General features: G+C 67.3%; 24 protein-coding genes and 1 tRNA gene. 13 read left to right on the top strand and 12 right to left on the bottom strand.

What is annotated here, in order from left to right; all coding sequences use genetic code 11:
• The 3 genes from ybgF to queC all read left to right on the top strand — a co-directional run bounded on the left by ybgF (nucleotide 1) and on the right by queC (nucleotide 2463).
• The gene (gene ybgF, locus AC5P7F_RS03660) at nucleotides 1–819 is read left to right on the top strand and encodes a tol-pal system protein YbgF (protein ID WP_049406165.1); all 819 of its coding nucleotides are present in this window, start codon (nucleotides 1–3) and stop codon (nucleotides 817–819) included.
• A 198-nt stretch (nucleotides 820–1017) separates the two neighbouring features.
• A complete protein-coding gene (queE, locus tag AC5P7F_RS03655) occupies nucleotides 1018–1719 on the top strand; it encodes a 7-carboxy-7-deazaguanine synthase QueE (protein ID WP_032958953.1) in 702 nt (233 codons plus the stop codon).
• A gap of 78 nt (nucleotides 1720–1797) precedes the next feature.
• A complete protein-coding gene (gene queC, locus AC5P7F_RS03650) occupies nucleotides 1798–2463 on the top strand; it encodes a 7-cyano-7-deazaguanine synthase QueC (RefSeq protein WP_032958954.1) in 666 nt (221 codons plus the stop codon).
• A 117-nt stretch (nucleotides 2464–2580) separates the two neighbouring features.
• Here queC and AC5P7F_RS03645 read toward each other — a convergent pair whose 3' ends face one another.
• Nucleotides 2581–3537 (bottom strand): DUF2268 domain-containing putative Zn-dependent protease, encoded by a 957-nt coding sequence (locus AC5P7F_RS03645; protein ID WP_049440334.1) that lies wholly within the window; start codon nucleotides 3535–3537, stop codon nucleotides 2581–2583.
• A 177-nt stretch (nucleotides 3538–3714) separates the two neighbouring features.
• On the opposite strand from AC5P7F_RS03645, the gene AC5P7F_RS03640 reads away from it, so the two are divergent.
• Nucleotides 3715–3790 (top strand) — tRNA-Lys (locus AC5P7F_RS03640).
• Between the two features lie 291 nt (nucleotides 3791–4081).
• On the opposite strand, the gene AC5P7F_RS03635 is transcribed toward AC5P7F_RS03640, so the two are convergent.
• Both AC5P7F_RS03635 and AC5P7F_RS03630 read right to left on the bottom strand, forming a co-directional pair.
• Nucleotides 4082–4315 (bottom strand): hypothetical protein, encoded by a 234-nt coding sequence (locus AC5P7F_RS03635; protein ID WP_032958956.1) that lies wholly within the window; start codon nucleotides 4313–4315, stop codon nucleotides 4082–4084.
• Nucleotides 4316–4403: 88 nt separating this feature from the next.
• A complete protein-coding gene (locus tag AC5P7F_RS03630) occupies nucleotides 4404–4910 on the bottom strand; it encodes a hypothetical protein (protein ID WP_041863715.1) in 507 nt (168 codons plus the stop codon).
• 85 nt (nucleotides 4911–4995) lie between these two features.
• Between AC5P7F_RS03630 and AC5P7F_RS03625 the strand changes: the two genes are divergently transcribed.
• From AC5P7F_RS03625 to AC5P7F_RS03595, 7 genes are all read left to right on the top strand, one after another.
• Nucleotides 4996–5256, top strand: a complete 261-nt coding sequence (locus AC5P7F_RS03625; protein WP_164077280.1) for a YdaS family helix-turn-helix protein — start codon at nucleotides 4996–4998, stop codon at nucleotides 5254–5256.
• Nucleotides 5246–5674, top strand: a complete 429-nt coding sequence (locus AC5P7F_RS03620; RefSeq protein WP_014038211.1) for a hypothetical protein — start codon at nucleotides 5246–5248, stop codon at nucleotides 5672–5674. The genes AC5P7F_RS03625 and AC5P7F_RS03620 overlap by 11 nt, the downstream gene beginning before the upstream one ends.
• 125 nt (nucleotides 5675–5799) lie before the next feature.
• The gene (locus AC5P7F_RS03615) at nucleotides 5800–5997 is read left to right on the top strand and encodes a hypothetical protein (RefSeq protein ID WP_014038210.1); all 198 of its coding nucleotides are present in this window, start codon (nucleotides 5800–5802) and stop codon (nucleotides 5995–5997) included.
• Entirely contained in the window at nucleotides 5994–6530 is a 537-nt protein-coding gene (locus AC5P7F_RS03610) for a glycoside hydrolase family protein (protein WP_014648117.1), read from the top strand. The genes AC5P7F_RS03615 and AC5P7F_RS03610 overlap by 4 nt, the downstream gene beginning before the upstream one ends.
• 3 nt (nucleotides 6531–6533) lie before the next feature.
• Entirely contained in the window at nucleotides 6534–6998 is a 465-nt protein-coding gene (locus AC5P7F_RS03605) for a lysis system spanin subunit (RefSeq protein WP_014648116.1), read from the top strand.
• A 49-nt stretch (nucleotides 6999–7047) separates the two neighbouring features.
• Nucleotides 7048–7911 (top strand): alpha/beta hydrolase, encoded by an 864-nt coding sequence (locus tag AC5P7F_RS03600; RefSeq protein ID WP_142235264.1) that lies wholly within the window; start codon nucleotides 7048–7050, stop codon nucleotides 7909–7911.
• An 84-nt stretch (nucleotides 7912–7995) separates the two neighbouring features.
• A complete protein-coding gene (locus tag AC5P7F_RS03595; RefSeq protein WP_142235265.1) occupies nucleotides 7996–8934 on the top strand; it encodes an alpha/beta hydrolase in 939 nt (312 codons plus the stop codon).
• An 8-nt stretch (nucleotides 8935–8942) separates the two neighbouring features.
• Here AC5P7F_RS03595 and AC5P7F_RS03590 read toward each other — a convergent pair whose 3' ends face one another.
• A complete protein-coding gene (locus AC5P7F_RS03590; RefSeq protein WP_111206110.1) occupies nucleotides 8943–9365 on the bottom strand; it encodes a response regulator in 423 nt (140 codons plus the stop codon).
• 92 nt (nucleotides 9366–9457) lie between these two features.
• Nucleotides 9458–10225, bottom strand: a complete 768-nt coding sequence (locus AC5P7F_RS03585) for a CPBP family glutamic-type intramembrane protease (RefSeq protein ID WP_142235266.1) — start codon at nucleotides 10223–10225, stop codon at nucleotides 9458–9460.
• A gap of 149 nt (nucleotides 10226–10374) precedes the next feature.
• On the opposite strand from AC5P7F_RS03585, the gene AC5P7F_RS03580 reads away from it, so the two are divergent.
• The gene (locus AC5P7F_RS03580) at nucleotides 10375–10680 is read left to right on the top strand and encodes a TFIIB-type zinc ribbon-containing protein (protein WP_014648111.1); all 306 of its coding nucleotides are present in this window, start codon (nucleotides 10375–10377) and stop codon (nucleotides 10678–10680) included.
• A gap of 86 nt (nucleotides 10681–10766) precedes the next feature.
• Here AC5P7F_RS03580 and AC5P7F_RS03575 read toward each other — a convergent pair whose 3' ends face one another.
• From AC5P7F_RS03575 to AC5P7F_RS03550, 6 genes are all read right to left on the bottom strand, one after another.
• Complete coding sequence (locus tag AC5P7F_RS03575) at nucleotides 10767–11279, bottom strand: GNAT family N-acetyltransferase (protein ID WP_111206107.1); 513 nt, start codon at nucleotides 11277–11279, stop codon at nucleotides 10767–10769.
• Between the two features lie 81 nt (nucleotides 11280–11360).
• Nucleotides 11361–12371: a copper resistance protein B gene (locus AC5P7F_RS03570; protein WP_164077278.1), complete on the bottom strand. Its 1011-nt coding sequence runs from the start codon at nucleotides 12369–12371 to the stop codon at nucleotides 11361–11363.
• Entirely contained in the window at nucleotides 12368–14179 is a 1812-nt protein-coding gene (locus AC5P7F_RS03565) for a copper resistance system multicopper oxidase (protein WP_164077277.1), read from the bottom strand. The genes AC5P7F_RS03570 and AC5P7F_RS03565 overlap by 4 nt, the downstream gene beginning before the upstream one ends.
• 75 nt (nucleotides 14180–14254) lie before the next feature.
• On the bottom strand, nucleotides 14255–14635 hold the full coding sequence (locus AC5P7F_RS03560) for a CopL family metal-binding regulatory protein (RefSeq protein WP_014648107.1): 381 nt from the start codon (nucleotides 14633–14635) through the stop codon (nucleotides 14255–14257).
• A 204-nt stretch (nucleotides 14636–14839) separates the two neighbouring features.
• On the bottom strand, nucleotides 14840–16645 hold the full coding sequence (gene recQ / locus AC5P7F_RS03555) for a DNA helicase RecQ (protein ID WP_197641371.1): 1806 nt from the start codon (nucleotides 16643–16645) through the stop codon (nucleotides 14840–14842).
• A gap of 572 nt (nucleotides 16646–17217) precedes the next feature.
• The gene (locus AC5P7F_RS03550; protein WP_164077951.1) at nucleotides 17218–17766 is read right to left on the bottom strand and encodes a Dps family protein; all 549 of its coding nucleotides are present in this window, start codon (nucleotides 17764–17766) and stop codon (nucleotides 17218–17220) included.
• Between the two features lie 86 nt (nucleotides 17767–17852).
• On the opposite strand from AC5P7F_RS03550, the gene hrpA reads away from it, so the two are divergent.
• Entirely contained in the window at nucleotides 17853–21935 is a 4083-nt protein-coding gene (gene hrpA / locus AC5P7F_RS03545; RefSeq protein ID WP_495204136.1) for an ATP-dependent RNA helicase HrpA, read from the top strand.
• A 75-nt stretch (nucleotides 21936–22010) separates the two neighbouring features.
• On the opposite strand, the gene AC5P7F_RS03540 is transcribed toward hrpA, so the two are convergent.
• Nucleotides 22011–22535: a hypothetical protein gene (locus AC5P7F_RS03540; protein WP_014648104.1), complete on the bottom strand. Its 525-nt coding sequence runs from the start codon at nucleotides 22533–22535 to the stop codon at nucleotides 22011–22013.
• Nucleotides 22536–22577 lie beyond the last annotated feature (42 nt).

Raw genomic sequence — 22577 nt, 5'->3', positions numbered from 1 at the left:
ATGCGCATTGGCATCAAACTGATGCTGGTCGTTGCGGCAGCCCTCGTGGCTGCCGCACCGGCGCATGCACAGCGACAGAGCCTGGCCGACCGTGTCGGCGCGCTCGAGCAGCAGATGTACAACAACAGCGCCAACCAGGACCTGTTGAACCAGATCAATCAGCTGCGGCAGCAGGTCACCAGCCTGCAGGCCTCGATCGAGCAGTTGCAGCACGACAACGCCCAGCTCAAGCAGTCCGCCCAGGACCAGTACCTGGATCTGGACAGCCGCCTGAACCGGTTGGAAGGGGGCAATGCCGCCCCGGCCCTGCCGCCCGTTCCGGCGAGCGCGCCGAAGGCCGCACCGGCCCCGGCAAAACCCGCAGCGGCGGCCACTTCCGAGCGGCCGCCTTCCGTCCACGGTGATGCCGGCAGTCTTGCCGCCACCGGCGACGAGCGCACCTCCTACAACGTCGCCTTCGATTCGCTGAAGGCCGGCAAGTACGATGATTCGGCGCAGTTGTTCCTGAGCTTCCTGCAGCTGTACCCGAACGGCGTCTACGCGCCGAACGCGCTGTACTGGCTGGGCGAGAGCTACTACGCCACCCGCAACTTCCCGATGGCCGAGACCCAGTTCCGCGAACTGCTCTCGCGCTATCCGACCCACGACAAGGCCGCCGGCGGCCTGCTCAAGGTCGGCCTCTCGCAGTATGGCGAGGGCAAGGTCGACCAGGCCCAGCAGACGCTGGAGGCCGTCGTGGCGCAGTACCCCGGCTCGGACGCCGCGCGCACCGCGCAGGACCGTCTGCAGTCCATCCGCCTCGGCAAGCAGATCCGCTGACCCGGCGTACAATAGGTGCCCTGTAGAGCCGAGCCCACGCTCGGCTGCTTTCGTTTCCGGTTCGGCAAACCCGCCCGGATCCGGCAGCGCCGGGCCCTGTCTGCCCGGTTGTTTTCGTAGAGCCGAGCCATGCTCGGCTGCGTTCGTTACCGGCCACGGTAGCCCACCCGCCACGTGTCCCACCAAGAAGTACCCGCCATGACCGCCGTTACTCCGTCCAGCGCCGCCGCCACGCCCAGTGAGATCGTGCAGTCGCCCCTGCCACGCCTGAAGATCACCGAGATCTTCACCTCGCTGCAGGGCGAAGCCGATACCGCCGGCTGGCCAACCGTGTTCGTGCGCCTGACCGGCTGCCCGCTGCGTTGCCAGTACTGCGACACCGCCTATGCCTTCCACGGCGGCACCTGGTGGGATATCGACGACATCGTGGCCGAGGTGCTGGCCCAGGGCGTGCGCCACGTCTGCGTGACCGGTGGCGAGCCGTTGGCGCAGAAGCGCTGCCTGGTGCTGTTGGAAAAGCTGTGCGATGCCGGCATGGACGTCTCGCTGGAAACTTCCGGTGCGCTGGACGTCAGCGCGGTGGACCCGCGGGTGTCGCGCGTCGTCGACATCAAGACGCCGGGTTCGGCCGAAGCCGCCCGCAACCGCCTGGAAAACCTGCCGCTGCTGACCGCCCGCGACCAGATCAAGTTCGTCATCTGCAACCGCGAGGATTACGACTGGGCCAAGGCGATGGTCGCCGGGCACGGCCTGGTGCAGCGCTGCACCGTGTTCTTCTCGCCCAGCAAGGGCGAGATCACCGCGCGGCAGCTGGCCGACTGGATTGTCGAAGACCGGCTGCCGGTGCGCTTCCAGATGCAGTTGCATAAAATCCTGTGGAACGACGAGCCGGGCCGATGAGCCGGCGCAGCGTTCCCTGATGTAACTCCGGCGCGGGACAGCGTGCTGGCTTTCCCCTCCCAACCGGATGTTTTTCCCATGAAGAAGGCAGTCGTGCTTCTCTCCGGCGGCATGGATTCAGCCGCCGTCATCGCCATGGCCCAGGAACAGGGCTTCGCCGTGCATGCCCTGAGCGTGCGCTATGGCCAGCGCCATACCTCCGAACTGGACGCTGCCGCCCGCGTGGCCAAGGCCCAGGGCGTGGTCGCGCACAAGACCGTGGACGTGGACCTGCGCAGCATCGGCGGCTCGGCACTGACCGACGACATCGACGTGCCGGAGGCCGGCGGTGCCGGCATTCCGGTCACCTATGTGCCGGCGCGCAACACCATCATGCTGTCGCTGGCCCTGGGCTGGGCCGAAGTGCTTGGCGCCAACGACATCTTCTGCGGCGTCAACGCCGTGGATTACTCCGGCTACCCGGACTGCCGCCCCGAGTTCGTGGCGGCGTTCCAGGCGCTGGCCAACCTGGCCACCAAGTCGGGCGTGGAAGGTGCGGGCATCAAGGTGCACGCACCGCTGCAGTTCCTCAGCAAGGGCCAGATCGTCAGCGAAGGCGTGCGCCTGGGCGTGGACTTCGGCCTGACCGTGTCCTGCTACAACGCCGACGCTCACGGCGCCGCCTGCGGTCATTGCGATGCCTGCCGCCTGCGCGCGCAGGGCTTTGCCGAGGCCGGCGTGCCCGACCCCACGCTGTACGCCTGACCGCGTCTGGTAGAGCCGGCCGCTGGCCGGCTTCACTGCAGGTGCGAACCGCCCCTTCTTGGTGTGTGCAAGCCGCCCCTCTCGGTGGGTGCGAACCGTTGGTTCGCACTCCTTGACCTACCGGGCCTGCAACCATCCCGATGCCTCGATGAAGCCGCGCACCGCGTCCGGATCGGCGTAGTCCAGTTCGATCATCCGCGCGATGGCGGCCCCCTCGTCGGTCTGTTGGCGCATGTACTCCTGCGCGATGCGGTATCCGGCGTAGTAGCCCAGATCACTCACCCCGAACGGATTGCGCGCGCTGTTGTACAGCCAGTTGTCCAGGCTGTCACCGTGCATCTCGGCAAGGAAGCGCGTGCGGATTTGTGCCTCGTGCGCGGGCCCATAGGCGTACAGCGGCAGTGCCGGACGGCGACCGCTGATGCGCTCTGCCACGTATTCGGCCACGCCTTCGCGTACTGCGTACTGGGCCAGGCTGCCAGTGGTCTCGCGCTGCTGGGTATGCACGTACTCGTGCAGGTTGTTCTGCGCGTTGTTCGCACCGGGGCGGCTGTCGTAGAAGATCCGCAGGCGGCCGCGCATCGGCTCGGGCAGCTCGCTTACGTCCACGCGCTCATCGCCCAGCGCCATCTCCGCCCCGATCAACACCTTGTCGCCCAACGTGGTGCCGCCGGTACGCAGCACGCCCATCGCGTAGGTGATGGTGGCCGGACGCAGTGCAGGGTAGAGCGCGCGGAACGCGTCCAGGTCCCGGTCCAGCGTGGCGCTGGCCTGCTGCGCGTTCGCAGTCAACGGCCGTACCGAAGTCCAGAAGCGTGGCCATGACTGCATGGCCTCGGCGTATTCGCGGGCCGTGTAGTTGCGGACCTGCATCAGTGCATGCAGTCCGGGGCTGCCGGGATCGATGTAGCGTTGCTGGACCAGCACCACGCGGCGTTCGGCATCAGGCTCGGCGCGCACCGCGTCATAGGTGGCCCAGAAGCGGGCGATGTCGTCAGTGACGACCTGGGACGTCGAGGCCACTGCTGTGCAGGGCAACAGCAGGATGGCGATCAGACAGCAGGTGAGGCGCATCCGTGGCTCCGGGTGGTGAACATGGATGGGATGCGTGGAAGGCCCGGAAGGTTTAAGCGGGCTGACCCGACCGGGTAGTGCCGGCCGCTGGCCGGGACACGCAACACCCCTGTACTTCGCGCGACCCGGCAAAGTAGGGTAGAATGCGGACCCCGCCGAAAGGCCGGGCGATGCATCGGGCCGTTAGCTCAGTCGGTAGAGCAGAAGACTTTTAATCTTTTGGTCGAAGGTTCGAATCCTTCACGGCCCACCATTGCATTGACGATCAAGAAGGCGCCCAAGGGGCGCCTTTTTTGTTGCTTCCTTCAAAGCACTTCCGCAATGGGGGAAGCGCCGCTGCAACGATGCGGTGTTGCAGGTGCTATCGACTCCCCGGCGCCCGCTGGCAGCGGGTGCGGGGAGGCGGCGCTCCGCGCACCCGCTTCCGTCGCTGCTGCCCCCACGTCGCTCACCTTAAAAAAATTACCTTTAAGGTAACAATAAAGGTAATTTCAGGTAATTGATCTCATCAGAACCGGCCGTTTCCGGCCGGCCAGGGACGCTGTCAGCCGTAATGCGCGCGCAACAGCCCGGCGTCGTGGAAGGAAATGCCCTCGCGGATGCACTCCTCCGCGCGCTCCATGTCCTTGTGCAACTGGATCAGTGCGTCGTCGGCGAGCTGCTCGATGTTGACCACACCGCAACATGCCTGATCGATCACATGCTGCATGGGTTCGCCCCAGCGTCGGCGTACGTTGCGGATCATGCGGCAATGCCACTCGCGCATGATCGCGTCCATGCGCCTCTCCCCGCGGACCACATGTGCGTCTCCCGCCACCACCCGCAATGCCGGCGCCGGGGTGCGCTCGCCGCGCAGTTCCTGCGTCCTAGCGGCCAACCGCTGTGCGAGCTCCTCGAGTCGCGTGTGAGTCATCCTTTGCCTCCCTGATCCGTCTTGCCAGAAGCTTCGTCAGGTCGAGCACATTGTCCGGTGCAGAGGGCTGACCGAACTCGTCCACGACCATGAATGCGGTCTCCAGCAGCACGGGATCGTAGATCCATTCCGGTGGATCGCCGACCAGCTCCAGGTAGTGCGAAAGCACCTTGACCGCAGCGCTCATTTTCTCGAAATCCAGTCCCGTAGATTGAGACTGAAGCGACACGTCTCCGTCCTGATCGACGCGATCCAGCGTTCCATGTGGAAGCTGCATCACTGATTCAAGATCGCGCGCAAGCCGATGGCCGATGCTCTTCGGGTTGCTCTCGGAAATCCACTGGCTGACCTGGGGCTGGGCCCAGCGGGTGCCACCGTACAGGCGGGCCCACTCGGCCGGGCCGCCGGCGGCGGCCACGCGGAGGCGCATGTTGAGGGTGCGAGCGGTACTGGCGTCCATCTGTAGATGGTGCGCTGCATTACCAATCCAGCAAATGACCAAAACGGTATTGACTATCCATTACCGTGGCAGTAATGTGTGGCCCATGAACCTCATCGACTACGCCATCTCCCAAGGGGGCTACGGCACCCCCAGCTGTCCCGTCATGCGCCGCCTGGCCCACCAGACCGGCTGCGCGCTGCGGACCCTCTACATGATCGCCCGCGGCCACAAGCTGCCCGGCGCGCGCCTGTGCCGGCGCATCGAGCTGGCCACTGCGGGCACCGTGCGCCGCGAATCCCTGCGCCCGGATGTGTTCGGTCCGGCCCCGTCGCCCGTCAAAGGAGAAGCCACCCATGCAGCTTGATACGTTCGGTGAGTATGTCCGCAGCCGCCTAGAGCACTGGGGCGGCGAATATGCGCTGCATCGCGACTGCGAATACCTCGGCTTCCAGTCGCGCAACCTGCTGGCGGTGCTGATCGAGCATCGTGGTGACATGCCGGGGCGGGCCCAGGGCTACAAGCCTCTGGAAACCGATCAGCTGGCGCAGCAGATCGAAGACATCATCACGGCGGTCGCGCGTGACAACGTGGCGATGGCCTGTGCGCTGCGCGGCTACTACTGCGGGCGTGGCCGACGCAAGGTCGAACGATTCGAAACGGCGAATCTGCTGCTGGCCAACAGCGGGCAGCGGCCGGTATCCAACCGGCATTACCTCAACCTGGTCGAACTTGGCTTCCAGCGCGTACGTGGCTGGATGGAGGGCATCGCCCAGGCCGCATGAGCGGCGGAACCGATCTTCCGCCCGCCTCCCGACCGGAACAACCCTCGTGCCGAGCCGGCAGCGGGGCGGGCACCCCTTCGGGCCACGTCGATGCGACGCGGCCTGCATTCCCTCCAGGACCCATCATGAAAGAAGAAATCATCAGCACGGCCGGCGCGGCGGCCATCAAGTCGGCGCCACCGGTTACCGTCGCCGGTGCGCTTGCAGCCGGCATCACCCTGGACCGCCTGGTCGTGGTCCTCACCATCATCTACCTGGCGGCGCAGATTGCCTATCTGGGCTGGCGCTGGCTGCGCGAATGGCGCCGCAGGGAGCGCGAATGAGCCGGCCCGGCAGTACATTGCCGGTACGCAGCCTGGTCGCCGCGCTTGCGCTGAGTGCTGCGGGCCTGATCGCCATCGTTGACCGCGAGGGATACACCGACGCCGCAGTGGTGCCCACGCGCAATGACCGGCCCACCTATGGCTTCGGCTCGACCGTTCGCGAGGATGGCACGCCGGTGAGGCTGGGCGACCGCACCACGCCAGTACGCGCGCTGCATGCCGTGCAGGCTCATCTGGCCAGGGAGGAAGGGCAGTTCCGCGCGTCGCTGCCCGGTGTGGCGCTCAGCCAGGGCGAGTACGACGTCTATGTCGATTTCCTCTACCAGTACGGCATCGGCAACTGGCGCGCGTCGTCGATGCGCCGGCATCTGCTGCAGGGTGAGTATCACCAGGCCTGCGATGCCTTGCTGCTGTGGAGACGGGCAGGGGGCTACGACTGTTCAACCCGCATCGACGGCCGCCCCAACACCGTGTGCTGGGGAGTGTGGGAGCGCCAGCAGCAGCGCCACGCGCGTTGCTTGGCGGAGCAGTGACCCATGCCGCGCATGCTGGTGGTGATGGCGTCGCTGCTGCTGTGGTCGTTGCTGATGTTCATGACTGGCTGGCGTTGGCGCGGTGATCGCAGCGACCTCGCGATGGCGCGTGCCGATGTGGAGCAACAGGCCGGCGCGGTGCAGTCCGAACGGCGGTTGCGCCGGGATCAGGAAGAACGGAGCGAGGCGATGGCCTCACTGGGGGAACAACATGAACAGGATCGTGAGCGCGCGGCCGAGGTGGATGCCGATGTGGTGGCTGCCCTGCGCGCTGGCACTCTCCGCCTGCGCGACGACCTCGCCGCGTGCCATACCGGCCGTCTGTCCGAAGCCGCCGCCCGCACCGGCGAACGTGATGCGGGCGCCCAGTTACGAGCAGAGGTTGCGGCAGCGCTTGTTCGAATCGGACGCGATGCCGACGACCAGCTCCGTGCCTGCCAGGCCGTGATCGAACTGGATCGCCGTTGAGGGCGCCGGCGCAGTTACGCTGGCCGTCCTCTCGAAAATGGAAGTTCGCATGCGCGTCGTCGCTCTCTCCGCCCTGATCCTGCTGGCCGCCGCAGGGCCGGGCCTCGCAGTTGTTCCCACCGTGCCGGCAGCACCGCCGGCATCGACCGCTGCGGCCGCACCACTGGTCATCGGCGAGACCTTCACCGTGCAGTCGAAGGCACTGGGCGAGACCCGCCGCATCAATGTCTATCGTCCGCAGCCCTGGGGCCTGGATCCGAAGGCGCCGCTGCCGGTGCTGTACATGGCCGATGGCGGCATCGGCGAGGATTTCCTGCATGTGGCAGGGCTGGTGCAGGTGCTGACCGGCAATGGCAGCATGCGTCCGTTCCTGCTGGTCGGCATCGAGAATACCGAGCGCCGCCGCGACATGACCGGCCCCAGCAGCGACCCGCAGGACCAGAAGATCGCGCCACGCATCGGTGGCTCGGCGGCCTACCGCAGCTTCCTGCGCGATGAACTGATGCCGCAGGTACGCCAGCGCTACCCGACCACAGACGAGCGTGCGCTGATCGGTGAGTCGCTGGCTGGCCTGTTCGTGGTCGAGACGCTGCTGCAGGAGCCGACGCTGTTCAACAGCTATATCGCGCTGGACCCCAGCCTGTGGTGGAACCGTGGTGCGATGCTGGCCGGAGCATCCCGGCAGCTGCCGGCGGTGACGCGTGCACAGCCGCACGTGTTCCTGGCCAGCAGCGGGCAACCGGAACTGGCCGCCTCCACGGCACGACTGGCCGCGCTGCTGCAGCAGGCCTCGCCGTCGCCGCTGGTGAAGTACCTGCCGCTGCCGGAGGAAACCCACGCGACCGTCTACCACCCGGCCGCATTGCAGGCGCTGCGCACACTGTTCCCGGCGCCGCCGCCGGCCTCGCCCTGACCGCGCGTGGCGCGGCGCCGCGCGACGTGTGAGGATGCGGTAGCGACGCCACCCGGGTGCGTCGCCCGCAACGGGAGAGTGTGGATGCAGCGTGTGCGTGGATGGAGTGTGGCGGCCTGCCTGGCCATGGGGGGCTGTGCGATGTCGGTGGCGCCACCGGCAACTCAGGATGAAGCGAAGGAAAGCGCGGCCACCGCCGCGCAGGGCGTGGTGCTGCCGGATACCGAGGCGCTGCGCGTGCACGACCCGGTGGGACGCGATTACCCGATCTGGGTGGCGTTGCCGGCCGACTACGCCGCACATCCGGAAAAGCACTATCCGGTGCTGTACGTGACCGATGCGCTGTACAGCTTCCCGCTGGTGCGCAGCGTGCGCAACCTGGTCGGGCAGAAGGGCGTCAACATCGAGGATTTCATCCTGGTCGGGCTGCCGCCGCAGGAAGGCCTGACCTCCAGGCAGAGCCGCTCGCGGGATTACACGCCGAGCGATCCGGCGCGCACCGATCCGCGTGACTACAGCGACGACGTCAGCTACGGCGGCGCCGCGCATTACCGCGACTTCCTCGCCGAGCGCGTACTGCCGCTGATCGATGCGCGCTACCGCACCGATCCGGCGCGGCGAGCCTATGCCGGTCATTCCTATGGCGGCCTGTTCGGCGCCTACGTGCTGACCACGCGCCCGGACATGTTCCGCAGCTACATCCTGTCCAGCCCGTCGCTGTGGTTCGACAACCATCGGGTGCCGCGCATGCTGGCCGAAGCCAAGGCGCCTGCGCAGCCGACCACGGTGGTGCTGTCGATCGGCAGCTTCGAAACGGTCAAGCCGGAGCCGCGCTATTTCACCCGCAACGACATGCTGCGCCACAACGCCGAGTTCGCCGAGCAGCTGCGCAGCAGCGGGCGATCATTGAAGGTGGAGAACATGGTGATCGACGGCGAGGACCATTTCACCGTCTACCCGGACATGATCACCCGCGCGCTGCTGAAGGTGTTCCCGGGTACCGGGCCGTACAGCAGCGGTTGATGAGTGCCTCAGGCCGCCTGTGCATCCGGCCCGGTCAATACGCCCGCATCGGCGTGCCGGAAGCACAGCCGGATGGCGTCGAGCAGCTCGCTCATGTTGTAGGGTTTGGGCAGGAAATGGATGCCGTCGCGGAGCTGCGGCAGCACCTGGTGCTGGTCCATGCCCGACGTCACCAGGATCGGCAGCTGGGGATACAGGCTGCGGACCCGGTTGGCGGCTTCAATGCCACTGATCGCACCCAGATTGACGTCGGTGAACAGCAGGTCGAAACGCTCACCGGCCGCCAGCAGGCCCAGCGCCGCTTCGGCAGAGCTCACGCCCACTACGTGGCAGGCCTGGCTTTCCAGCGCCAGTCGGCTCAGCTCGCGGGTTTCCTCGGCGTCCTCGATGAGCAGGACGCGGGGTTCAACGTGGCGCTTGGACAGCAACATGACGCGACAACTCCGGACAGCAACGGTGAAAAGGCGCGCAAGTATGCGCAAGCCGGTAGTGATCCCGACGTGCACGGCAAGCTAAGCGGGCGTTACAGGCATCTCTGGCGCCTGAGCCGCACGTGCCAGGCCAGCACCACCACTGCGAGCAGGGCGGTGCCGATGCGCAGGCCGGTGGCCTGCCAACCCAATGCGATGGCGTCATCGAGGCTGAACACATTCCAGGCAAGGTTCATCGAAACATGCAGGACCAGGCCGCACCACAGGGTGTCGCCGTCGAGGTGGTCGAGCCAGGCGAAGATGAAGCCGCCCAGCGCGATCACCGCGCCAATGAACAGTGCGATGCCGCCGCCGTCGAACCCGCCGAAGCCGAGCCAGTGCACCATGCCGAACAGCAGTGCCTGCGGCAGCGCGAGCAACGGCCACGGACCGCGCACGATCTTCACCAGCAGCACGAAGCCGAGGCCACGGAACAGCACTTCCTCGGCCAGCGGGAACAGCGCGGCCAGCATCGTGGCATCCAGCGCAGTCAGTGCCGTGTTCGGAGTTCCGAGCAGCGCCAGTCCCAGCCAGCAGGGCAGGCTGGCCAGCAGCACCCACAACGGGCCGCCCCAGCCGTTTCCGCGCAGTCCCAAGCTGGCCATCAGGCCCATGTCACGGGGCCGCAGCAGCGCGGCCAGCAGCAGTGCCACCAGTACCGCCAGCGCGTTGTCCAACAGGCTGCCGCCATAGGGGATGGGCAGTGCGGGAACCGGTGTGCCGATGGCTGCGGCAATATCCCGCAGGTTCAGGCCAAGGCCGACACCCAGCAGCACCAGCAACAGGCGCGCGGTGGTGGGCAGGCGGGACAACACGGTCATGTACGCATTCCCTGCGGAACAAGGGCGCAGTGTGCCGCGCGGTACGCATGTGGGCACGCGCCGGAAGTCCCTGTGCCATCGGTCACGCGTTGCCGCACAGTCATCGCGGTGCAGGTACAGTCGAAACCAGACCGACAGGAGCAATACCGATGCTGTGCCCCGTGTGCAAGACCCAGACGCTGCAGATGGCCGAACGCCACGGCATCGAGATCGATTACTGCCCAAGTTGCCGCGGCGTGTGGCTGGATCGTGGCGAGCTGGACAAGATCATCGAGCGCGCAGGCGCCGGTGCGGCCGTACCGCCGCCAGCGCCCGTGCAGGCTCAGCCGGCCTCGCCGCCACCGGTGATGCACCGTGATACCCGCCACCTCGGCCAGCGCTACGAGGACAACCGGGGCCAGGGCTACAAGAAAAAGAAGAAGGACAGCTTCCTGTCGGAACTGTTCGATTTCTAGTTTTCTAGTTTCTAGCGTCGAGCCATGCTCGACTGGATATTGCGGCCCCTGGCCAAGCATGGCTCGACGCTACATGGGCTGCATGATCACGGCCGCCGCAGGATGAACTCGCGGTCGTGGGTATCACCGACGATGAAGTCGTACTCGCCGACCTTGCTGCAGCCATAGCGCGCGTAGAAGCGCTGCGCGCCGAAGTTTTCTTCCCATACGCCCACCCACAGGGTGCGGCGCCGCGGCTGGTCCAGCCAGGCCATGAACGCGTCCATCAGGCGTGCACCATGGCCGCCGTTCTGGTGTGCGGCCAGGATGTAGAACCGCTTCAGTTCGATGTCGCCCTCGCGTGCATCGGCATGCGGCAGGGTGTTGGCACCGGCGGCCAGGTAGCCGACCACGGCGTCGCCGTCCATCAGCAGCCAGATGGCACTGCGTGGGTCGGACAGTTCAGTGCGCTGCGGTTCGCTGCTGTAGTGCGCCTGCAGGAAATCATGCAGCTCCTGCGCGGGGTACGAGTCGCCCCAGGTTTCGGTGTAGGTGGTGATGGCGATCGCCGACAGGGCATCGACATCGGCAAGGGTGGCGCGGCGGATCTGCAACGACATGGTGGTGCCTGCAATGGAGCGTGGCGCAGTGTAGCCGGCCCCGGCGGCTGCCGGGGCTGGCCATCGCGCACGAGCCGCTGCTCAGAACCACATGCGCACGCCGGCCACCCAGCGTGTGTCGCGCGCGTGGTCACCGGCATAGTCGGCGGTGTCGCCAAACGTGCGCTCGTGGCTGATGCCGATGTATGGCGCAAAACGGCGGCTGAACTCATAGCGCAGGCGTAGCCCGGCTTCGACCTTGTTCAGTCCGCGACCAATGCCGTACTCCGGTTCATCCCTGGCAGCGACGGTGGCTTCCAGCAGCGGCTGCAGGATCAGGCGGTTGGTCAGCAGCACGTCGTACTCGACCTCGGCCTTGGCCAGCACCTGGCCGCCGGAACCCATATACAGCGTGGCCGAGCTCTCGAACTTGTACGGTGCCAGCCCCTGGATGCCGATGGCCGCCCACGTGCGCGAGTCGGCCGGCCGGAAGTCCTGGCGCACGCCGACCAGCACGTCCCACCACGGCGACACGCTGCGCCCATACAGTGCTTCCAGCGACGATGACTCGGTGCGGCCGCGGCTGCGTTCGCCATCGGTGCGCAGCCACAGGCGGTTGATGTTGCCACCGATCCAGCCGGTGGCCTCCCAGGCCTGGCCGTTGCTGCTCTTGCCGTCCCAATGTTCGAGGCGGTCGATCAGCAGCAGGCTGTTGATCTCCGGCGCATGCTCCATCGCGCCGTGCGCGATCGGTGGGAATGCAGCGGCACGATCGGCATCGGACGGCACCGGGATGGGGTCGCGCGGTTCGGTGGGCGCGGGCGTGGCATGGCCCATTGCCCCGTGGTCCATCTGCGAATGGTCCATCGCCGCCGGTTGCATCGCGCCATGGTCCATCTTCGAGTGATCCATGCCGGCATGATCTGTGGTGCCCGAATCCATCTTCGAATGATCCATCTTCGAATGATCGGCCTGTTCGACCGGCGCGTTGGCGGTCTTTGCGGGCGGATCCATCGCGGCCATGTCATGCCCGGCGTGCGACTGCGCGAACACCGGCAATGCGGCGGCCAGGCCCAGGGCCAGCAGGCTGGGGGAAAGCAGTGAGCGGCTCATTCTTCGATCCTCACTTCGCGCATCATGCCCGCTTCCATGTGGTACAGCAGATGGCAGTGGTAGGCCCAGCGGCCGAGCGCATCGGCGCGCACGCGGTAGCTGCGGCGGGTGCCGGGCGGCATGTCGATGGTGTGCTTGCGCACCTGGAATTCCTCCTGCGCGTTCTCCAGATCGCTCCACACGCCATGCAGGTGGATCGGGTGCTGCATCATGGTGTCGTTGACCAGCACGATGCGCATGCGCTCGCCGTAGTTCAGCCGCAGCGGTTCGGCGCTGGCGAACGGAATGCCATCGAACGACCAGGAGAATTTCTCCATGTGCCCGGTCAGGTGCAGTTCGATCTCACGGCTGGGCTCGCGGCCATCGGGGTCCTCGAACAGGCTGCGCATCGCGCCATAGGTCAGCACCTGGCGGCCGTTGTCGCGCAGGCCGATGCCGGGGTCGTCCAGCTTCGGTTCGGTCGCCGAGCTCTGCATGTCCACCAGCGGGTTGTTGCGCTCGCTGGGCGGGTGCTTTGGCGCCTTGCTGGCGGCATCACCGCCGCCATGCGCACCGTGGCCCATGCTGGCGCCGCAGCCGCCTTCCATGCCCTTCATCGCGGTCATGTCGTGGCCGCCGTGGCCACCACTGCCCATGTCGTGGCCCATGTCGCTCATCGTCAGCAACGGGCGCGGGTCGCGCTCGGGAATCGGCGCCTGCAGGCCATGGCGCACCGCCAGCGTGCCGGCAGCGTGGCCGGTGCGGCCCATGTCCTGGCAGAAGATGGCAAACGCGTCCTGGCCGGTGGGCTCGACCAGCACATCGTAGGTTTCGGCGGGAGCGATGCGGAACTCATCGATGCTGACCGGATGGATGTACTGGCCATCGGCGGCGACCACGGTCATCTTCAGGCCGGGAATGCGCACATCGAAGTAGGTCATCGAGGCGCCATTGATGAAACGCAGCAGCACCTTCTCGCCGCTGCGGAACAGCCCGGTCCAGTTGCCGGCCGGGGCGGTGCCGTTCATCAGGTAGGTGTAGGTGTGGGCGTTGATGTCGGAGATGTCGGTCGGCGTCATCCGCATCCGCCCCCACATGCCACGGTCGGACAGCGCGGCTGACCAGCCCCCGCGCTTCACGTCACGCAGGAAGTCAGGCAGGGTGCGCTTGTAGTAGTTGTCATGCTCGGCGAGCTTCTTCATGCGCCGGAACAGCGCACCCGGATCCATGTCGGTCCAGTCGGACAGCATGATCACGTGCTCGCGGTCGTGCCTGTACGGCGCCGGTTCGGCCGGATCGATGATCAGCGCGCCGTACAGGCCGGCCTGCTCCTGGAACATCGAGTGGCTGTGGTACCAGTAGGTACCCGACTGCTTCAGCTGGAAGTGGTAGTGGTAGGTCTCGCCGGGGCCGATGCCGTTGAAGCTCAGGCCGGGCACGCCGTCCATGTTGGCCGGCAGCAGGATGCCGTGCCAGTGGATCGAGGTCGGGTGGCGTTCCAGCGTGTTGCGCACGAACAGGTCCACGGTCTGGCCTTCGCGCCAGCGCAGGATCGGCGCCGGCAGCGATCCATTGACGGTGATCGCCGGGCGGGTGCGGCCGGTGAAGTTGGCCAGTGATTCGCCGATGGCCAGTTCGATGCGGGTGTCGCTGAGCACGGCTGGGGCGCCGGCCAGGCGCGGGGTGGCCGTGGCGGCGGCGAGCGCGCGCTGTGGTACGCCGACGGCGGCGATGCCGGCAACCACGCCGCCGGCGGCCAGGCCCTGCACGAACAGGCGGCGCGACGGCATGGGCACGGCGCCCGGACCGGGGGGAATGCGGGTATTCATGGTGGTGACTCCAGACACGTAAAGACGCCGGCAGGTGGCCGGCTACGGTGCGCAGGGCGCACGGTGCATGTGGAATCAGCCGATGGGAGGGCGTGAGATCGGCGGCAGCGGCGGCGCCGGACGGCCGGTGGCCGGCATCGGCTGTGGTGCCAGCGACAACGCCGGGCCGGCCATGAACGGCAACGGCTGCACCACCAGCAACGGGTGCTGGGCACAGCTGCGCACGCAGTCCTTGATCTGGCAGTGGGCGTCGTGGGCGGGGGCCTTGGCCTGCGGGGCCGGGTCGGCCTGCATGCCGGCGTGGTGGCAGTCGGCGTCACCGCCAGCTGCGGCGGCCGCGACGGCGTGTGCCATCCGCCCCATTTCTTCATGACCGCTGGCCATGGCCGCGTTCAGCCCGTTGAGCAACAGGCTGAGCATGAGCACGACACGAAGCAGGGTCGAAGCCAGGGACATGGCGCTAATCTAGCCGCAAGCGGGCGCGGATGCACTTCCGGCTGAATGGCCGGTTCAAGGTTGGAGCTGCACCAAGGTGGAGCCGGGCCCGCGCTCGGCTGCTGTTCGCGCAGGGGCAGCCGAGCGTGGGCTCGGCTCTACAGGGGCGCCCGCGCGCCGTTGGGACCATGCCCGGCGGCCGCGCAGCGCGGCAACGCGATACCGTCAGCCCTCGTCGCGCACGATCTCGACCAGGCGCGGGCCGTAACGGCTCAGCTTGGTGCCGCCGATGCCGCCGACCCGTGCCAGTGCATCCAGGCTGGTCGGGCGCTGTTCGGCGATGTTGCGCAGGGTGCTGTCGTGGAAGATCACGAACGCCGGCACGTTCTGTTCGCGGGCCAGTTCGGCACGCAGGCCGCGCAGGGCGTTGAACAGCGCCAGATCCTGCGGCAGTACCGACAGCCCGGTACGCTGCGCACTGCGCTCGCGCCCGCTGGTGCTGCTGGCCGGGTCGCGGCGCATGCTGATCTGTCGGCGGCCGGTCAGTACGTCGCGGCTGGCGTCGGTCAGGCGCAGGCCGCCGTGGCCCTCGCTGTCCACTTCCAGCAGGCTGGCGGCGACCAGTTGGCGGAACACGCTGCGCCAGGTGCGCGCATCCAGATCGCGACCGATCGCATAGGTGCTGAGCTTGTCGTGGCCCTGCTGCTTCACCTTCTCGTTCTCGCTGCCACGCAGGATGTCGATCAGGTGGCCGACGCCGAAGCGCTGGCCGCTGCGGTAGACGCAGCTCAGCGCCTTCTGTGCCGGAATGGTCGCGTCCCACGAGGCCGGCGGTGTCAGGCAGTTGTCGCAGTTGCCGCAGGGCTGGGGGTAGGTCTCGCCGAAACCGGCCAGCAGCACCTGGCGGCGGCACTGCATGGATTCGCAGTAGCCCAGCAGATGGTCGAGCTTGGCCCGCTCCAGCTGCTTGCGCTCTTCGCCGGCCTCGGACTGCTCGATCATCTGCTTGAGCAGCACCACGTCGCCCAGGCCGTAGCACAGCCAGGCCTCGGCGGCCTCGCCATCGCGACCGGCGCGGCCGGTTTCCTGGTAGTAGCCTTCCATCGACTTGGGCAGGTCGGTATGCGCGACAAAGCGCACGTCCGGCTTGTCGATGCCCATGCCGAAGGCGATGGTGGCGCACATCACGATGCCGTCCTCGCGCAGGAAGCGGCGCTGGTTGTTCGCGCGCACGTCCGGCGGCAGGCCGGCGTGGTAGGGCAGGGCGTTGAAGCCCTGGCCGCAGAGGAATTCAGCGGTCTCCTCGACCTTGCGCCGCGACATGCAGTAGACGATGCCGGCCTCGCCACGGTGGCTGCGCAGGAAGTCGGTCAGCTGCTTGCGGGCGTTGTCCTTCTGCACCACGGTGTAGCGGATGTTGGGGCGGTCGAAGGAGCTGACGAAGTGGCGTGCTTCCTGCAGATCCAGGCGCTCGGCGATCTCGCGCTGGGTTGGCGGATCGGCGGTGGCGGTCAGCGCGATCCTCGGGATCTGCGGCCAGCGCTCGTGCAGCACGGTCAGCTGGCGGTATTCCGGGCGGAAGTCGTGGCCCCACTGCGACACGCAGTGTGCTTCGTCGATGGCGAACAGGGCGATCTGGCTGCGCGACAGCAGCGACAGGAAGCGACCGGTCAGCAGCCGCTCGGGAGCGACATAGAGCATGTCCAGCTCACCGGCGAGCAGTTCGCGCTCGACGCGACCGGCAGTCTCGGCATCCAGGGTGGAATTCAGGTACTCGGCGCGCACGCCGAGCTGGCGCAGGGCTTCGACCTGGTCCTGCATCAGCGCGATCAGCGGCGAGATGACGATGCCGCAACCGTCACGCAGCAGGGCCGGGACCTGGTAGCACAGCGATTTGCCGCCGCCGGTGGGCATCAGCACCAGGGCATCGTGACCGGCAGCCACATGCTCCACGATGTCCTGCTGCGGACCACGGAAATCGTCGTAACCAAAGACGCGTTGGAGCAGGTCGTGCGCGGGACGGGAAGCCATCCGGTTAGTTTACCCCGGAGGGAGGGGTAGGGGTTCGGCAGGGCTGCGCCCTGCACCTGCTGCAAGCCAGTGCAACGTCAAAGGCAACAGCCGGCTCTGGGCTGTCTGCTTATTGGGCGGGGCGGTGTGGGCTTGCAGGACACGCCGTAAACCCGTCCTTGGGGGCTCGATGGCGCCATCCATGGCGCCAACGGTCCTGCAAGCCCACACCGCCCCACCCCCGACAGTTTCCCGGTGACGGGGGGCCAGATCAATCCACGCCATGCGTGGATGAAAACTGTCAGAACTCGACAAACAAAATGGGGTCAGATCCGTTTTCCTGGGGAAAACGGATCTGACCCCAATGGCTTTGCCGGCAGATCGCGGAGAACTGCCGAAGGCGGGGTGGGTCCGGTGGCAGGGGTGTCCGCGGCATGGATGCCGCGGCCAAGCCCCCAAGGACGGGTTTACGGCGTCCCCTGCCACCGGACCCATCCCGCCTACCCACAGGAGGCCAGCTTTTGCTCTGGCTCTGGCCTTGGCTTTAAGGCCTCTGCGGGTGCAGGGCGCAGCCCTGCCGGGCCCCCCAACTCTTACTGCAGCAGCGAGCGCAGCATCCAGGCGTACTTCTCGTGGGTCTGCAGCCGCTGGGTCATCAGATCCTCGGTCGGGGCGTCGTCTCCCTTGGCCGCCACCTCCAGCACTTCACGTGCCGTACGGCAGACTGCTTCGTTGGCGACCACCAACTGGCGTACCATTTCACGCCAGTCCGCGCTGTCGGTCAGGCCCGGTTCCTCGGCGATCGAGGTCAGCGCAGCGAATTCCCGGTAGGAGCCCGGGGCATTGAAGCCCAGCGCGCGGATGCGCTCGGCCACGTCGTCCAGTGCCGCCCACTGCTCGGTGTACTGCGTCTCGAACATGGTGTGCAGCGAGTTGAACATCGACCCGGTCACGTTCCAGTGGAAGTTGTGCGTATTCAGGTAGAGCGTGAACGCATCGGCCTGGAAGCGCGACAGACCGTCGGCGATCTTCTTGCGGTCGCCCTGGGTGATCCCGATATCGATGTTCGGCGCCGACGGTGCCGCCGCTGCAAGCTTCTGCTTGCCGGTCTTGGCCTTGGTCGTGCTCTTGGTCTTCGCCATGGGGTTCCTCCTTGTGGAATCGTTGGCCTTCACAATAAACCGGTCGTGATGACTGGTCGCTATCAAAGTTTTGAACGAACCGATTGATGAACTCTATCGATAAAAATCCATCGTCCCGCCTGCGCCAACAGCGCGCCGCCATCGACGGCGCCATGAGCCGCGACCGGGGCCGTTTGCTGGGGATGCTCTCGCGTTGCCAGGCCAAGCCACAGGATGCGGCGTTGGCCGCTACCTTCGAGCAGGCCTTGCAGGCGTCGGTGCAGCGCCGGCAGGTCCGGGCGCAGCAGCAGCCGTCCATTACTCTGGACCCGCAGCTGCCGATTGCGCGTGAAGCCGACGCCATCATCGGGCTGATCCGCGACCATCAGGTGGTGGTGATCGCTGGTGAAACCGGCTCGGGCAAGACCACCCAGCTGCCGAAACTGTGCCTGGCCGCAGGCCGTGGCCAGGCCGGCATGATCGGTTGCACCCAGCCGCGACGGATTGCCGCACGTGCGGTGGCAAGCCGCGTGGCGCAGGAACTGCAGAGCGAACTGGGCCAGCTGGTCGGCTACCAGGTGCGCTTCAACGACAAGGTCAGCGACGACAGCCGCATCAAGTTCATGACCGACGGCATCCTGCTGGCGGAGATCGCCAGTGACCGCTGGTTGTCGAACTACGACACGATCATCGTCGACGAGGCGCACGAACGCAGCCTCAACATCGATTTCCTGCTGGGCTACCTGAAGCAGCTGCTGCGCAGGCGCCTGGACCTGAAACTGATCGTCACCTCGGCCACCATCGATACCGAACGCTTCGCCCAGCATTTCGACAATGCGCCGGTGATCAGCGTCGAAGGCCGCACCTACCCGGTGGAAGTGCGCTATCGCGCGCTGGAAGGCGAGGGCGAAGACCAGGGCGAACGCACCGTCAACGACGCCATCGTGTCGGCCATCGACGAGATCACCCGCCTGGATGCGCGCGGCGACGTGCTGATCTTCCTGCCGGGCGAACGCGAGATCCGCGATGCGCACCAGTCGCTGGAGCGCCGCAAGTACCGCAACACCGAGGTGCTGCCGCTCTATGCGCGGCTGTCCAACCAGGACCAGGACCGGGTGTTCAATCCCGGGCCGAACCGGCGCATCGTGCTGGCCACCAACGTCGCGGAGACCTCGCTGACGGTGCCGCGCATCCGCTACGTGGTCGATCCGGGCTTTGCCCGCGTCAAGCGCTACAGTCCGCGCAACAAGCTGGACCGCCTGCACATCGAGCCGATCTCGCAGGCCAGCGCCAACCAGCGCAAGGGCCGCTGCGGCCGTATCGCCGAGGGCATCTGTTACCGCCTGTACGCCGAAGCCGATTTCCAGGCGCGGCCGGAGTTCACCGATCCGGAAATCCGCCGCTCCAGCCTGGCCGGGGTGATCCTGCGCATGCTGCAGCTGGGCCTGGGCCGCATCGAGGAGTTTCCGTTCCTGGAAGCGCCGGACGAGCGTGCGGTGGCCGATGGCTGGCAGCAGCTGACCGAACTGGGTGCGATCGACGCCGAGCGGCGCATGACCACCATCGGCAAGCAGATGGCACGCCTGCCGGTGGACGTGAAGCTGGCGCGCATGCTGGTCGCCGCGCAGGCCGCCGGCTGCCTGCGGCCGATGCTGGTGATCGCCTCGTTCCTGGGCATCCAGGACCCGCGCGAACGTCCGCCCGAAGCACGCGGTGCCGCCGACAGCGCGCATGCGCAGTTCGCCGATGGTCGTTCCGAGTTCGTTGGCGTGCTGCGCCTGTGGGATGCCTACCGGCAGGCCCATGAAGACCTGACCCAGTCCAAGCTGCGCGACTGGTGCGGCCGTCATTTCCTCGGCTTCCTGCGCATGCGCGAGTGGCGCGAGCTGCACCGCCAGCTGCGGCTGCTGTGCGAGGAACTGGGCTGGAAGGAAGAGGCCAGCGAGGCGTCGATGGCGCCGTTGCTGGCCGGCAGCAGTGCGCCGGCGGCAGCGCGTGATGATGCCGCCGCAGTGAAGGCCACCCGTGGCCAGCTGCACCGCGCTGCACGCCTGGCCCGCGAAGGCAAGGCCGAAGCGGCGCCGACGCCGGTGGCCGTACGTGCACAGAAGGAGCAGGCACCGACGGGCGGCGGCTTCAGCGAACGCGTGCGCGCGGCTGCCTACCAGACCCTGCACCGGGCGTTGGTGGCGGGCCTGCCGACGCAGATCGGGCACCGCACCGAGAAGGGCGATTTCCAGGCGCCACGGCAGCGCCGTTTCCTGCCGTTCCCCGGTTCGGCGCTGTCCAAGCGCCCGCCGCCGTGGTTGCTGGTGGCCAACCTGCTGGACACGCAGAAGGTCTGGGGCATGACCCTGGCCGCGATCGAGCCGGACTGGGTCATCGCCGAACTGCCGCACCTGCTGCTGCGCAAGCACTTCGACCCGCACTGGTCGCGCGCGCAGGGCCAGGTGCTGGCCTCCGAGCAGATCAGCCTGTTCGGCCTGGTGCTGGCACCGAAGAAGCCGGTGCACTACGGCCGCATCGCACCGGGCGAGGCGCACGACATCTTCGTGCGCCAGGCGCTGGTGACCGGCGAGATCAACACCCGCGCCAGCTTCGTGGCCGACAACCAGAAAGTGCTGGAGGTCGCCCGCGAGGAGGAAGCGAAGCTGCGCCGCGCCGGCATCGTGGCCGACGAGGACTGGCAGGCGCGCTGGTACCTGGACCGGGTGCCGCCGCAGATCCATTCGGCCGCAGGGCTGGATACCTGGTGGAAGGGGCTGGCGCCGGAACAGCGCAAGACCCTGCACTGGTCACTGGTCGACCTGTTGCCGGGTGAGGGCAGCGAACAGGAGCGCTACCCGAAGTACCTGCCACTGGGCCAGGCGCGCCTGCCACTGCACTACCGCTTCGAGCCGGGTGCCGATGATGACGGCGTGACCCTGGACGTGCCGCTGCACCTGCTCAACGCGCTGGACCCGGTGCAGCTGGGCTGGCTGGCGCCTGGCTTCGTCGCCGACAAGGCCTCGGCACTCATCCGCAGCCTGCCCAAGGCGATGCGCCGCAACTACGTGCCGGCGCCGGACTTCGGTCGTGCGTTCTTCGAGGCATTCCCGCAGCCCAGCGCCGATGCCATCACTGGCGAACTGGCGCGCTTTTTGTCACGTGCCACCGGCGCGACGGTGACGGCGCTCGATTTCGAACCCGCTTCGATCGAACCGCACCTGCACATGAACCTGCGCCTGCGCGACGAGCACGGCAAGGTGCTGGCGACCTCGCGTGATCTCGATGCGTTGCGCGCGAAATTCGGCGGCCGTGCCGGCGATGCCTTCGCTGCACGCGCGGGGCGCGAGATGGCGGCCGATGGCCTGCGCACGTTCCCGGCCGCGCCGATTCCGCTGCAGGTGCCCGGTGAAGCCGGCGTTCCGGCCTATCCGGCGCTGCTGGACGAGGGCGACAGCGTGGCGCTGCGCATCTTCGCCGATCGCCAGCAGGCGCAGGAGGCCCACCCGCTGGGTGTGCGCCGGCTGCTGGAGATTGCCCTGGCCGAGAAGGTCAAGCAGGCGCGCAAGCAGCTGCCGGTGGGTGCCAAGACCGGCCTGCTGTATGCCGCGATCGAATCGCAGGAACGCCTGCGTGGAGACCTGGTGGATGCGGCGATGAACGCGGTGCTGGCCGAAGGCCTGGAAGACATCCGCGATGCGGCAGCCTTCGAGCAACGCCGCGAGCATGCGGCCAAGGCCCTGTTCGGCGAGGCGATGTCGCGGCTGAAACTGGCCGAGTCCATCCTGGCGCTGGTGGCGGAACTGAAGCCGTTGCTGGAGGCGCCGTTGATGGGCTGGGCGCGTGGCAACCTGGACGACATGGAAGCGCAGCTGGCCGGGCTGATCCACCCCGGCTTCCTGCGCGACACGCCGGCCGACGCGCTGGCGCAGTACCCGCGCTACCTGAAGGCGATGATCCTGCGCACCGAGCGTGCCAAGCGTGATCCGCCGCGTGACCAGGCGCGCATGCTGGAATTGCACCCGTTCCTGGAGGCGCTGGAAGCGGGCGAGCAGCAGGGCCTGCGTGATCGCCCGCAATGGCAGGCGCTGCGTTGGGATCTGGAAGAGCTGCGGGTGTCGTTGTTCGCGCAGGAGCTGGGGGCACGCACCGGCATTTCGGCGAAGAAGCTGGCGCAGCGGGTGGCTGCACTTCGCCAGGCGTGAACGCGCGCCATGGTCGCCCCATCGGGCGACCATGGCCGCCGGGCATGGATCCGGCACGGCCGGAATGCCCGGGCGTTACTTGGTGCGACGAACCTTCGGTTGCACGTTCACCCCGTCCACCTTCATGTACCAGGCGCCCATCACGCCTGGGCGCATGCTGACGTTCGGCGCTTCCTTGCGGCCACCGGAATAGTGCGTGGCGTCTATCTGCTCCCACTCCTGGCCGTTCTGCAGCACGTAGCGGCGGCCCTGGCCGAAGCCACGGAATTCGCCCTGCAGGGTGCTTTCGATCGGTTCGCTGCTGCCGAAGTCCAGGAAGCCGCGGTTCTTCTTGATCACTTCCTGGCGGCCTTCTTCGCGCGCTGCGGCGACGGCCTGGGTGGTGGCCGCCTCGACCTTGCCCTGCAGCCAGCGGTTGAGCGTGGCCAGTTCAGCGGCGCTGAGCTTGTCCAGGCCGGCGGCCTTGAACTCGGTGGGCGACATCTGCTGCTGCAGGTCGCCCTCCACCACGCGCTGGGCCAGCGCAGGCGCGGACAGGGACAGCAACACGGCGGCACAGGCCAGCAGCCGTGGACGGACGCGCAGGGCAATCGAAGGCATGGCGGGTCTCTCCTGGATGTGTTGGCGAGTGTAGCGGCATGT

The organism is Stenotrophomonas sp. YJH_SMC_105-26 (assembly GCF_059368915.1).
The sequence above is the reverse complement of the archived record's forward strand: the minus strand, read 5'-3'. Positions and strand labels throughout refer to the sequence as shown.

Excerpts from the sequence above, each read along its gene's own strand:
- ybgF (WP_049406165.1), top strand. The coding sequence starts at position 1 with ATGCGCATTGGCATCAAACTGATGCTGGTCGTTGCGGCAGCCCTCGTG.
- AC5P7F_RS03630 (WP_041863715.1), bottom strand. The coding sequence starts at position 4,910 with ATGGACGCCAGTACCGCTCGCACCCTCAACATGCGCCTCCGCGTGGCC.
- AC5P7F_RS03550 (WP_164077951.1), bottom strand. The coding sequence starts at position 17,766 with ATGGCGAAGACCAAGAGCACGACCAAGGCCAAGACCGGCAAGCAGAAG.
- hrpA (WP_495204136.1), top strand. The coding sequence starts at position 17,853 with ATGAACTCTATCGATAAAAATCCATCGTCCCGCCTGCGCCAACAGCGC.
- AC5P7F_RS03625 (WP_164077280.1), top strand. The coding sequence starts at position 4,996 with ATGAACCTCATCGACTACGCCATCTCCCAAGGGGGCTACGGCACCCCC.
- AC5P7F_RS03570 (WP_164077278.1), bottom strand. The coding sequence starts at position 12,371 with ATGAGCCGCTCACTGCTTTCCCCCAGCCTGCTGGCCCTGGGCCTGGCC.
- queC (WP_032958954.1), top strand. The coding sequence starts at position 1,798 with ATGAAGAAGGCAGTCGTGCTTCTCTCCGGCGGCATGGATTCAGCCGCC.
- queE (WP_032958953.1), top strand. The coding sequence starts at position 1,018 with ATGACCGCCGTTACTCCGTCCAGCGCCGCCGCCACGCCCAGTGAGATC.
- AC5P7F_RS03620 (WP_014038211.1), top strand. The coding sequence starts at position 5,246 with ATGCAGCTTGATACGTTCGGTGAGTATGTCCGCAGCCGCCTAGAGCAC.
- AC5P7F_RS03605 (WP_014648116.1), top strand. The coding sequence starts at position 6,534 with ATGCCGCGCATGCTGGTGGTGATGGCGTCGCTGCTGCTGTGGTCGTTG.
- AC5P7F_RS03610 (WP_014648117.1), top strand. The coding sequence starts at position 5,994 with ATGAGCCGGCCCGGCAGTACATTGCCGGTACGCAGCCTGGTCGCCGCG.
- AC5P7F_RS03600 (WP_142235264.1), top strand. The coding sequence starts at position 7,048 with ATGCGCGTCGTCGCTCTCTCCGCCCTGATCCTGCTGGCCGCCGCAGGG.
- AC5P7F_RS03540 (WP_014648104.1), bottom strand. The coding sequence starts at position 22,535 with ATGCCTTCGATTGCCCTGCGCGTCCGTCCACGGCTGCTGGCCTGTGCC.
- AC5P7F_RS03585 (WP_142235266.1), bottom strand. The coding sequence starts at position 10,225 with ATGACCGTGTTGTCCCGCCTGCCCACCACCGCGCGCCTGTTGCTGGTG.
- AC5P7F_RS03635 (WP_032958956.1), bottom strand. The coding sequence starts at position 4,315 with ATGGACGCGATCATGCGCGAGTGGCATTGCCGCATGATCCGCAACGTA.
- AC5P7F_RS03645 (WP_049440334.1), bottom strand. The coding sequence starts at position 3,537 with ATGCGCCTCACCTGCTGTCTGATCGCCATCCTGCTGTTGCCCTGCACA.
- AC5P7F_RS03560 (WP_014648107.1), bottom strand. The coding sequence starts at position 14,635 with ATGTCCCTGGCTTCGACCCTGCTTCGTGTCGTGCTCATGCTCAGCCTG.
- AC5P7F_RS03590 (WP_111206110.1), bottom strand. The coding sequence starts at position 9,365 with ATGTTGCTGTCCAAGCGCCACGTTGAACCCCGCGTCCTGCTCATCGAG.
- AC5P7F_RS03580 (WP_014648111.1), top strand. The coding sequence starts at position 10,375 with ATGCTGTGCCCCGTGTGCAAGACCCAGACGCTGCAGATGGCCGAACGC.
- recQ (WP_197641371.1), bottom strand. The coding sequence starts at position 16,645 with ATGGCTTCCCGTCCCGCGCACGACCTGCTCCAACGCGTCTTTGGTTAC.
- AC5P7F_RS03575 (WP_111206107.1), bottom strand. The coding sequence starts at position 11,279 with ATGTCGTTGCAGATCCGCCGCGCCACCCTTGCCGATGTCGATGCCCTG.
- AC5P7F_RS03615 (WP_014038210.1), top strand. The coding sequence starts at position 5,800 with ATGAAAGAAGAAATCATCAGCACGGCCGGCGCGGCGGCCATCAAGTCG.
- AC5P7F_RS03595 (WP_142235265.1), top strand. The coding sequence starts at position 7,996 with ATGCAGCGTGTGCGTGGATGGAGTGTGGCGGCCTGCCTGGCCATGGGG.
- AC5P7F_RS03565 (WP_164077277.1), bottom strand. The coding sequence starts at position 14,179 with ATGAATACCCGCATTCCCCCCGGTCCGGGCGCCGTGCCCATGCCGTCG.